6 protein-coding genes are annotated in these 11,029 nt (G+C 73.6%); 3 read left to right on the top strand and 3 right to left on the bottom strand.

Features of this window, described 5'->3' with window-relative positions; genetic code table 11:
- Nucleotides 1-217 precede the first annotated feature (217 nt).
- Nucleotides 218-3,865, bottom strand: a complete 3,648-nt coding sequence (locus IEZ00_RS18870; protein ID WP_189224581.1) for an FkbM family methyltransferase — start codon at nt 3,863-3,865, stop codon at nt 218-220.
- Nucleotides 3,866-3,924: 59 nt separating this feature from the next.
- Nucleotides 3,925-5,268 (bottom strand): type I glutamate--ammonia ligase, encoded by a 1,344-nt coding sequence (gene glnA, locus IEZ00_RS18865; RefSeq protein WP_189224580.1) that lies wholly within the window; start codon nt 5,266-5,268, stop codon nt 3,925-3,927.
- Nucleotides 5,269-5,366: 98 nt separating this feature from the next.
- On the opposite strand from glnA, the gene IEZ00_RS18860 reads away from it, so the two are divergent.
- Entirely contained in the window at nt 5,367-6,011 is a 645-nt protein-coding gene (locus IEZ00_RS18860; RefSeq protein ID WP_189224579.1) for an LppX_LprAFG lipoprotein, read from the top strand.
- Nucleotides 6,008-7,528 carry an MFS transporter gene (locus IEZ00_RS18855; protein WP_189224578.1) on the top strand — a complete coding sequence of 507 codons (1,521 nt, stop codon included), beginning with the start codon at nt 6,008-6,010 and terminating at the stop codon, nt 7,526-7,528. Before IEZ00_RS18860 ends, IEZ00_RS18855 begins: the two co-directional genes overlap by 4 nt.
- Here IEZ00_RS18855 and IEZ00_RS18850 read toward each other — a convergent pair.
- The gene (locus IEZ00_RS18850; protein WP_189224577.1) at nt 7,503-9,218 is read right to left on the bottom strand and encodes an NAD+ synthase; all 1,716 of its coding nucleotides are present in this window, start codon (nt 9,216-9,218) and stop codon (nt 7,503-7,505) included. The genes IEZ00_RS18855 and IEZ00_RS18850 overlap by 26 nt on opposite strands.
- Before the next feature lie 72 nt (nt 9,219-9,290).
- Here IEZ00_RS18850 and IEZ00_RS18845 point away from each other — a divergent pair, with 72 nt between their 5' ends.
- On the top strand, nt 9,291-10,850 hold the full coding sequence (locus tag IEZ00_RS18845) for an alpha/beta hydrolase (protein ID WP_189224576.1): 1,560 nt from the start codon (nt 9,291-9,293) through the stop codon (nt 10,848-10,850).
- Nucleotides 10,851-11,029: the final 179 nt, after the last annotated feature.

Raw genomic sequence — 11,029 nt, 5'->3', positions numbered from 1 at the left:
TCGCATTCAGTTTTGCTTGTGTCCAGAAGCTATCCGAGCGGTATTTCGCGTGTCAAATCCGGTCTGTTTCCAGGTCCGGGGCGCACGAAGCCCGCTTGTTCAGTTCTGGTTGGTTTGACGCCGAACTACTCTACCCGGCCCGCTTCGCGGTGTCAACCGCTCGTTCCGGGGGTGTCGCTGGCGACTTGGAGAAAGTTACTCGTGACCTTCAGCCAAGTCAAATCGCCTGGTCAGCGGGGTGGCGGAGGGGCACGGACACCTGCGGGCCGGGGGTCTTGGCCTGGATCGGACGCGGGCGCAGCCACAGGGTGGTGCTGCGCATCCCCTCCATCGCCGCCACGATCTGCTCCGGCGACGCGGGCTCGCGGGTGGCCACCGGCACCAGGTCGTAGCCCCAGACGCGGAACTCCTTGAGCACCGTCACCGGGTCGTCGCCGAAGCCCTCGGTGGCCGAGGCGGAGAACTCCAGCAGCACGTGCGGCCGGTCCCGGCGCAGCAGCCGCACCAGCCCGGCCAGCGCGCGGTGGCCGCGGCCCGGTGCGTCGACCCGCACCACGGACAGCTTCATGCCCTGCAGCGCGGGCATGTCCTCCAGCTCCTTGTCCAGCCGCGTCGAGCGCACCCGCAGCACGCCCTCCGGCGCGTCGTCGGGCACCGGCGCGACGGACACGCCGCCGGTCAGCGCGGGCTGCGCCACCAGCTCGCCCGCGCTCTCCCAGGCCGCGGCGTCGACCAGCACCAGCCGCTCGGCGATCCGCTCGGGCAGGTTGACGCCGACGTTGTGCCGCAGCAGCTCGCGCGCGGCGGGCGAGGGCTCGACCGCCACGACCGCGCCGCTGGTGCCGAGCCTGCTCAGCATCCGCACCGCGTGGTAGCCCACGTAGGCGCCGATGTCGACGAAGATCCCCTCCGGGTCCACCAGGGAGTCGACCAGCTCCGACAGCTCCGGCTCCCACACCCCGTTGCTGGACAGCAGCGGCAGCATGAAGGCGTCGTCGGAGGGCAGCCGCAGCAGGCCCACGTCGGTGAGCACCAGGGAGCTGCGCACGTCGGGCGCGGAGTCGGAGTGCCGCTCGTGCTCGCGCACCACCACGCGGCGCAGCGCGTCGGCGGTCAGCTGGGCCTGGTTGGCGGCGCGCAGGCCCGCGTCCAGCCTGCTGTCGCGCTCCCGCAGCACGTCGACGACCTTGGACTCCAGCGAGTCGATCCGGTCCAGGGTGCGCTCCAGCGCGACCGCGAGCTTGTCGATCCGCTGGGCCAGCGCGTCGCCCTGCTTGGCGCGCTTGGCCGCCTCGGCGACCAGCGCGTCCTCGATCTCGCGCAGCCGCTTGCCCTGCCCGGCCATGTCCGCGCGGACCCGCACCACGCCGTCGTCCAGGCCGAGCACCTGGTCGGCCAGCTGGCCCTGGCGCTCGGCGTGGTGCTCGACCTCGTTGCGCAGCACCTCCAGCTCGCCAAGGCCGATGCCGGTGCTCAGCTCGTCCTGCCGGGTGACCAGGTCGGCGACGGTGCGCTCGACCCCGTCGACCAGGGTGCCGAGCACGTCGCGCATGTGGTTGTCGTAGTGGTCCAGCACGCGCAGGACCACCTTGCGCAGCTGGGGAGCCATCGGGATGCGGCTGGCCACGCCCACGTCGGGCTCGCGCAGCAGCGCGTGCTTGGCGGAGTGCAGCGCCTTCATCGGGTCGGCGGGCGGCGTGGGCTTGGCCGCGGCGCGGCGCGCGCGCCAACCCCGGTAGGCGTGCTCGACGCGCTCGCGCAGCAGCTCCCCGACCTTGGCCACCGACCGCGTGGCGCGCAGGTGCTCCCGGCCCTTGGCGCCGATCGCCACCGCCGTGCCCAGGTCGTCGACCAGCGCGCGGAGCAGCTTCACCGCGGCCTGCACGTCCGGTTCGACGCCCTGGCGGCACGGCACGAACACCACCGAGGACTTGTCGAACAGCTCGGCCACCGCGCCGTGGTCGGAGGTCAGCACCGGAATGCCCGCGGCGACCACGCCCGCCAGGCGCAGCGCGACCCGGTCGCACGCGCCGCCGCGGTGCAGCGAGATCACGCAGTCGACCGGTCGGAAGTCCTCGGCCAGCTCGACGCGCGGGTCGGCGGCGGTGGCCAGGCGCAGCCGCTCGGCGGCCTCGGGGTGCTCGGCCGCGCCGGTCACGGTGATCCGCAGCCGCACGTCCGCGCGGTCGGGGAAGGCGGCCAGGAACGCCGAGACCGCGCCGAGGACGTTGCCCTCGCGGTCCGCGGCGTGGTCGGCGAACGCCCCGAAGATCACCCCTTCGTGGTCTTCCGGGAGGGCGATCTCGGCTTCCGGCACCGGCAGCGGGAGCACCCGCACGACCGGTCCGCCGGGGCGCTCGGCGGCGGCGCGGGTGGCGTCGGAGGGCACCCACACCTCGGTGGCCTCACGCGCGGGGCCGCCGCCGTCGACCACGAAGTCGACCAGGAACCGGTCGGCGGGCACCGGCTCGGCGGAGTCCACCCGCAGCACGACCGGGTAGCCGACGCCGTCGGCGGTGGGCAGTCCGGACGCGCGGGCGGCGGCCCGCAGCAGGTCGGCCACCTCGCCCTCGCCGAGCACGGACACGCCGAGCTGGTCCAGCAGCGCCGGGGCCTCGGCGCACGGGCCGGGCACCGCGGGCACGGGCAGCCTGCCGCCCGCCACGGCCACCGTCGCGCACCAGTCGCGGAACGCGGCGCTGTCCGCGCCGAACGGGTCGGGGAACTGGGCGCGCAGCGCCTCGTCCGAGCGCCACAGGGCGGCCGCCCAGCGGGTGCTGCCCGGCAGCTTGGGGGCGGGCTCGCAGGCCCAGGCCAAGAAGCCCGCGCCGCGGTCCGGGCCGAACGCGGGCGGCGGCACGTGCGGCTGCTCGCCCTGCGCCGGGGCCGCGCCGAACGCGCCCCACGAGGACTGGTCGCGGGCCGCGGCGCGGTAGTCGGCGCGCAGCTCGTCCGGGATCGGGGTGCCGTCGGCGAGCCTGCCGAAGCCGTAGGGCACCGGCTGGGGGGTGTGCCCGCAGCGGACCAGCTCGGCCCGGTAGGCGGTGCACAGCTCGGCCAGCAGCGGGTGCTCCGACAGCAGCACCCTGGGCCGGTCGGCGAACCGGGCCGACAGCAGCCACGGCCGCTGCGGGTCGAACCCCGCGAAGTGCACCGTGCGCAACGGCTCGCCCAGCACGGTCAGCGTGCCGTCCTCCAGCCGGTGCAGGGCGCGCTGGCCCGCGTTCCACGCCGACAGGCCGACCGTGGCGTCCCGCAGCACGTGCAGGCTGACCAGCGCCGGGGCCATGTCCAGCACGGCCTTGGTGGCGTCCGGGGTGCGCCGCAGCTGCTCGCCCAGGGTGCGCAGGAACGGCTCCGCGCCGGGCGCGACGGCCAGGAAGCCGGGGTCGAACACGCCGGTGCGCAGCAGCTCCGACGGGGTGGGGCGCAGGCCGTCGTCGGGCAGCGGGCGCAGCGAGCGGGGCAGCAGCACCAGCGGCCCGCGCCGGGTCGCGTCCAGCACCGGCTCGGTCAGCGAGCCCAGCACCTGCACCCACGGGTCCAGGTAGAGCACCGGCAGGCCCTGGCCCAGCAGCTGCTCCAGCAGCTTGGGCCGCAGCACGTCGCACAGCTGCTCGGCGGTGCAGCCGGTGGCCAGCACGGCCAGCTCCTCCTCGCCGACGCCCAGGTCGGCGGGGGTGACCAGGCCCGGCCCGGAGTTCTCCGGCGCGGCGTCGACCACCAGGGCGAGGAACCGCGCCTCCGGGTGGTGGGCCAGGAAGGAGCTGGAGAGCACCTTCACGGCGGGCAGCTCGGCGGCGGTGGCCACCGTGCAGCCGATGAGGGCGGGGCGGGTCTCCGGGTTCGCGGGCACCTCGGTCACGGTCTGCAAACCTAGCTTTTCGGAGTGCTCGGTGTGGACCACGCGCACGGTTCGCCGACTCACAGGACCGGCAGCAGCGTGCGCAGCTCGTAGGGCGTGACGCTGCGGCGGTAGGCGTCCCACTCCGTGCGCTTGTTGCGCAGGAAGAAGTCGTAGACGTGCTCGCCGAGCACCTCGGGCAGCAGCTCGGAGTTCTCCATCTCGGTCAGCGCCTCCCCCAGGTTCTGCGGCAGGTTGTCGTACCCGGCCGCGCGGCGTTCGCGGTCGGTCAGCGACCACACGTCGTCCTCGGCGGCGGGCGGCAGCTCGTAGCCCTTCTCCACGCCCTTCAGGCCCGCGGCCAGGATCACCGCGAACGCCAGGTACGGGTTGCACGCCGAGTCCAGCGTGCGGATCTCCACCCGGCGCGAGGAGGACTTGCCCGGCGAGTACATCGGCACCCGCACCAGCGCCGAGCGGTTGGCGTGGCCCCAGCACACCGCGGTGGGCGCCTCGCCGCCGACGATCAGCCGCTTGTAGGAGTTGACCCACTGGTTGGTCACGCCGGAGATCTCCCGCGCGTGCTTGAGCAGGCCCGCGACGAACGCCTTGCCGATGTCGGAGAGCTGGTAGGGGTCCTCCGCGTCGTAGAAGGCGTTGCGGTCGCCCTCGAACAGGCTCACGTGCGTGTGCATCCCCGAGCCGGGCTGGTCGGTGAACGGCTTGGGCATGAACGAGGCGCGCACCCCCTGGGTGATCGCGACCTCCTTGATCAGGTACCGGAAGGTCATCACGTTGTCGGCCATGGTCAGCGCGTCGGCGTAGCGCAGGTCGATCTCCTGCTGGCCGGGCGCGCCCTCGTGGTGGCTGAACTCCACCGAGATGCCCATCGCCTCCAGCGACTCGATGGCCAGCCTGCGGAAGTGCGTGGCCATCTCGTGGCTGGTCTGGTCGAAGAAACCGCCGTTGTCCGCCGGGATCGGCTCGCTCCCGTCCGCGGGCAGCCCCTTGAGCAGGAAGAACTCCATCTCCGGGTGCACGTAGCAGGTGAACCCGGCCTCGCTGGCCCTGGCCAGGGTGCGGCGCAGCACGTGGCGCGGGTCGGCCCACGACGGGGAGCCGTCGGGCATCGCGATGTCGCAGAACATGCGCGCGGAGTAGTGGTTCTGGTCGGGGGTGCGCCACGGCAGCACCTGGAAGGTCGCCGGGTCGGGGCGGGCGACCATGTCCGACTCGTAGACGCGGGAGAAGCCCTCGATGGCCGAGCCGTCGAAGCCGATGCCCTCGTTGAAGGCGCCTTCGAGCTCGGCGGGGGCCACCGCCACGGACTTCAGGAAGCCCAGGACGTCGGTGAACCAGAGCCGGACGAACCGGATGTCGCGTTCCTCGAGGGTGCGGAGCACGAACTCCTGCTGGCGGTTCATGGGTCGCAGCCTAGGGAAGACCGGTGAACAACGTGTGGCCGACTCGCCCTTGACCTGTTCGCCGCTCCCGCGCGGGCCCGCCGTCCTAGGATCGCCGCATGTCCCCACGCGGTGCCCTGATCGGGTCGCTCCTGCTCGCGCTAGCCGCGGGTTGCTCCTCGTCGTCGCAGGACCTGCCCGCCGGGCCGGAGGTGCTGGAGAAGTCCTCCACCGCGATGCGCTCGGTGACCAGCACGCACTTCCGCATCAAGGTCGAGGGCGAGCTGCCCGACGTGGCGGTCAAGGACGCCGAGGGCGACCTGGACGCCCAGGGCCGGTCCGAGGGGCGGGCCAAGGTCGAGCAGTTCGGCCAGCTCATCGAGGTGGAGTACGTGCTGGTCGACTCGGACCTGTACTTCAAGGGGCCCACCGGCGGGTTCACCAAGCTGCCCGCCGCGCTGGCGGGCCAGGTCTACGACCCGACCGCGATCCTGGACCCCGAGCGCGGCGTGGCCAAGGTGCTGGCCAGCGCGAAGGACGCCAGGACGGTCAGCGCCGAGGACGGGGTGAACGTGGTCGAGGCCACCGTTCCGCGTGATGTCGTGGCGGGCCTGGTGCCGGGGATCGACGCCGACGTGGCGTCACGCTTCTCGGTGAAGGACGACAAGCTCTCGGGTGCTGTTTTCACGCTGCCGAGTGGTGCGAAGGTCGCCATCGACCTGGCCGAGTTCAACAAGCCCGTCGACGTGGCGCCGCCCGCGTGAGCTCCCGTCGCCTGGCGATCGGCGCGGGCGCCGTCGCGGTGCTGCTCGGGGCGCTGGACGCCTACGTGGTGGTCGGCGTGCTCATCGACATGGTGCGCGACCTGGGCATCCCGGTGAACCACCTGGAGCGCGCCACCCCCGTGGTGACCGGGTACCTGCTCGGCTACGTGGCCGGGATGCCGCTGCTGGGGCAGCTGTCGGACCGGTTCGGGCGGCGCTGGGTGCTGCACCTGTGCCTGCTCGGCTTCGCCGCCGGGTCGGCGGTGACCGCGCTGGCGGGCGACCTGCCGCTGCTGGTGGCCGGGCGGGTGGTGCAGGGCGTGGCGGGCGGCGCGCTGCTGCCGGTGACCATGGCGCTGGTGGCCGACCTGTGGGACCCGCGGCGGCGGGCCGGGGCGCTGGGCGTGGTCGGCGCGGCCCAGGAGCTGGGCAGCGTGCTGGGCACGCTGTACGGCGTCGGGGTGGCGGCGCTGTTCAACGCCTGGTCGGTGTTCGAGTCGCTGGAGCCGCAGAGCTGGCGGTGGGTGTTCTGGGTGAACCTGCCGCTGGCCGCGGTCGCCGCGGCGGTGGTGCAGGCGACCGTGCCCGGCGGCGGCGGGCGGCGGGTGCGGATCGACTACCCCGGCGGGGCGCTGCTGGCGCTGGCGCTGGGGCTGCTGGTGGTGGGCCTGTACAACCCCGACCCGGAGCACGCCGTGCTGCCGCCGTGGGGGTGGCCGGTGCTGGCCGCGTCGGCGCTGGCGTTCGCCGGGTTCGTGGTGTGGGAGCGGCGGGCGCCGGTGCGGCTGCTGGACACCTCGGGCGTGGCGATGCGGCCGTTCCTGGCCTCGCTGGGGGTGTCGCTGGCGGCGGGCGCGGCGCTGATGGTGACGCTGGTGGACGTGGAGCTGTTCGCGCAGACGCTGCTCGGGCACGACTCCGCGGCGGCGGCGCGGATGCTGACCCGGTTCCTGGTCGCGCTGCCCGTCGGGGCCGTGCTGGGCGGGTGGGTCGCCGCCCGCTGGGGCGACCGGTGGATCACCGCCGGGGGCCTGCTCGTCGCGGCGGGCGCGTACCTGCTGATCGCCCGGTGGCCCGCCGACGTGGCGGCCTCCGTGGTGGACCGCGACCTGGCGGTGGCCGGGTTCGGCCTGGGGCTGGTCATCGCGCCGGTGTCCGCGGCCGTGCTGCGGGTGGTGCCCGCCGAGCAGCACGGCGTGGCCTCGGCGGCCGTGGTGGTGGCGCGGATGACCGGGATGCTGGTCGGCGTGGCCGGGCTGTCCGCGTGGGGCCTGCACCGGTTCCGGGAGCTGACCGCCGACCTGGCCACGCCGCTGCCGTTCGGGGTCTCCCCGGAGGAGTTCCAGCGGCAGGCGGCGGCCTACCGGGAGGCGCTGTCCGCCGCGCTGCTGACCGAGTACCACGAGATCTTCCTGATCACCGCGGCGATCTGCGGTCTCGGCGCGGCGGCAGCGCTGCTGCTGCCCGGCCGGGTCGGCCTCCCCCCGCAGGTCAGCCCTCGCGCCACCCGCTCGTGATCGGCAGGCGGCGGTCCCGGCCGAACGCCTTGAAGGTGATCTTCGTGCCCGGCGGGTACTGGCGCCGCTTGTACTCGGCCCGGTCGACCATCCGCAGCACCTTGTCCACCAGCTCGTGGGTGAAGCCCATGGCGATCAGGTCCCGGTAGCCCTTGTCGCCCTCGACGTAGTCGTCGAGCACCGAGTCCAGCAGCTCGTAGTCGGGCAGCGAGTCGGTGTCCACCTGGCCCGGCCGCAGCTCCGCCGACGGCGGCTTGGTGATCGAGTTCTCCGGGATCGGCGGCAGCTCGCCCAGCTTCTCCGCCTCCGCGTTGCGCCACCGCGCCAGGTCCCACACCAGGGTCTTGAGCACGTCCTTGATCGGCGCGAACCCGCCGACCGCGTCGCCGTAGATGGTGGAGTAGCCCACCGCCAGCTCGGTCTTGTTGCCGGTGGCCAGCACCAGGTGGCCGTGCTGGTTGGACAGCCCCATCAGGGTCACGCCGCGGCAGCGGGCCTGCACGTTCTCCTCGGCCAGACCGGTCAGCCCCAGCTGGTCGACGAACACCCCCACCATGTCCGCGATCGGCTGCACCGAGTAGTGCAGGCCGGTGCGCTGCGCCAGGTCGGCGGCGTCGGACTTGGAGTGCTCCGACGAGTAGTTCGACGGCATCGACACGCCGTGCACGGCGTCCGCGCCCAGCGCGTCCACCGCCAGCGCCGCGACCACCGCCGAGTCGATACCGCCGGACAGACCCAGCACCACCGAGCGGAAACCGTTCTTGTGCACGTAGTCGCGCAGGCCCGTGACCAGCGCGTACCACACCTCGGCCTCGTCGGGCAGCGGCTCGGCGGGCTGCGGGACGGGCAGCGGCTCGTAGCGCGGCAGCGGCCGCTCCGACAGCGTCCGGCGGTGCACGGTGAACTCGCCGACCACGCCCTCGGCGCGCGCCGCGCCACCGGGCAGGTCCAGGTCCAGCACCACCAGGTGTTCCACGAACTGCGGCGCGCGGGTCACCAGCGCGCCGTCCGCGGTCACCACCATCGAGTCGCCGTCGAAGACCAGCTCGTCCTGGCCGCCGATGAGGTTGACGTAGGCCAGCGGGGCCTTCGCCTCGGCCGCCCGCCGGGTCACCAGCGCCAGCCGGGCGTCGTCCTTCTTGCGCTCGTAGGGCGAGGCGTTGGGCGAGACCACCAGGTCGACGCCCGCCTCGCCGAGCGCGGCGATCGGGCCGCCGTCCTGCCACAGGTCCTCGCAGATCACCATGCCGACCTCGACGCCGTGCACGCGCACGACGTCCAGCGAGTCACCGGAGGCGAAGTAGCGGCGCTCGTCGAACACGCCGTAGTTGGGCAGGTGGTGCTTGAACTGCCGGGCCACGACCTGCCCGCCGTGCAGCACCGCCGCCGCGTTGCGCACCCCGCCCGCGTCGCGGTCGAGGTAGCCGACGAACACCGCGATGTCGCCGCAGCCCTCCTCGGCCAAGCGCGCGGCCAGCCCGTCGAGCGCCTCCTTGGACGCCTGCGCGAACGACTCGCGCAGCGCCAGGTCCTCGACCGGGTAGCCGGTGAGCACCATCTCGGGGAACACGGCCAGGTGCGCCCCGGCCTCGACGGCCTTGCGGGTCCACCGCACGACGAGTTCAGCGTTGCCGGCCAGGTCGCCGACACAGGCGTTGACCTGGGCAAGGGCGAGTCGGAGCTGAGGCATGCGGCCATCTTCTCCCACTCCGGCCGCGCGTGGTGGAAGTTGTGGCCTGGCAGTCACACCTACGATCGACCCGTGCGCCGTTCACTGCTGCTCGCCCTCGCCCTGCCGCTGCTGGCCTCGTGCACGACCCTCGTGACGGGCGAGCCGCGCGCGGGCACCACGCTGGAGCAGCGCGGGCCCGCGGGCGCGGTGCCGTCCGGGCTGGAGCGCTTCTACGGGCAGCAGCTGGCGTGGGAGGACTGCGAGCCCTACGCCACCAACGAGACCACCCAGCGGCTCTACCGGGGCAAGAAGAACCTGGAGTGCACCCGGCTGGAGGTGCCGCTGGACTACGGCAAGCCCGACGGCCGCACGATCAAGGTCGGCCTGCTGCGGCAGCCCGCCTCGGGCGAGCGCATCGGCTCCCTGCTGCTCAACCCCGGCGGCCCCGGCGTGTCCGGCATGTCCACCGCCGCGCAGCTGGCCCCCGGCGTCCGGGGAGGCGAGCTGGGCGAGCGGTTCGACCTGGTCGGGTTCGACCCGCGCGGGGTCGGCTCCAGCGAGCCCAGGGTGCGCTGCCTCAGCGACGCCGACCGCGACGCCGAGCGGCTGGACGTCGACCTCGACACCTCCCCGCAGGGCATCGCGGAGACCGAGCGGGAGAACAAGGTCTTCGCCGACAAGTGCGCCGCGAGCACCGGCGTGGAGCTGCTGGCCGCCATCGGCACCCGCGAAGTGGTGCAGGACCTGGACGTGATGCGGTCCGTGCTGGGCGACGAGAAGCTGACCTACCTCGGCTACTCCTACGGCACGCACATCGGCGCCGAGTACGCGGAGAAGTTCCCCGGCAACGTCCGGGCGCTGCTGCTGGACGGCGCGGTCGACCCGGTGCAGAACCAGGTGGAGAGCCTGGTCGCGCAGGGCGCGGGGTTCCAGAAGGCGTTCACCGAGTTCGCCGCCTGGTGCGGGCAGCGCCAGGACTGCGCCCTGGGCTCCGGCGACCCGAACACCGCGTTCCGCGAGCTGACCCTGCCGCTGGCCGAGCGGCCGGTGGAGGTGGGCGACCGCAAGCTGTCCTACAGCGACGCCATCACCGCCGCGATCCAGGCGCTGTACTCCTCCCAGCTGTGGCAGGCGCTGAACACCGGGTTGAACGAGCTGCGCGACAACAACGGCGAGACCCTGCTGACCCTGGCCGACGCCTACTACGACCGGGACGGCCAGGGGCGGTACTCGACCCTGACCGACGCCTTCGTGGCGATCAACTGCGTCGACGACGAGCGGGTGACCGACCGCGCGGTGCTGGACGAGGTGGCCCGCCGGTACAAGCAGGCCGCGCCGTTCCTGGACGACGGCAGGCCCGCCGTGGGGGCGCTGGACCCGTGCGCGTTCTGGCCGGTGCCGGTGACCAACTCGCCGGGCGTCGGGTCGGTGCAGGGGCTGCCGCCGGTGCTGGTCGTCTCCACCACCGGTGACCCGGCCACCCCCTACCAGGCGGGCGTGTCGCTGGCCGGGGCGCTGGGCGGGCGGCTGCTGACGTTCGAGGGCACGCAGCACACCGTGTACCTGCAGGGCAACACGTGCGTGGACGAGGCGGGGGACGCCTACCTGATCTCCGGCACGCTGCCCGCCGAGGGCACCCGCTGCTCCTAGCAGCCGTCAGCCCCACACGCCCGGCGCTGGTGTCACCCGGCTATGGGCGTGTTGGGCGTGTCGCCCTCGCGAGTCGAACGCTCAGACACCCTGAACTCAACATTCGCGCACCCCGACCCGCACTTTCGCGCCCCGACCCGCACTTTCGCGCCCCGACCCGCGCTTCCGCGCGCTCCGCT

The sequence above is a fragment of the Saccharothrix coeruleofusca genome, from assembly GCF_014648515.1.
GTDB lineage: Bacteria > Actinomycetota > Actinomycetes > Mycobacteriales > Pseudonocardiaceae > Actinosynnema > Actinosynnema coeruleofuscum.
The sequence above is the reverse complement of the archived record's forward strand: the minus strand, read 5'-3'. Positions and strand labels throughout refer to the sequence as shown.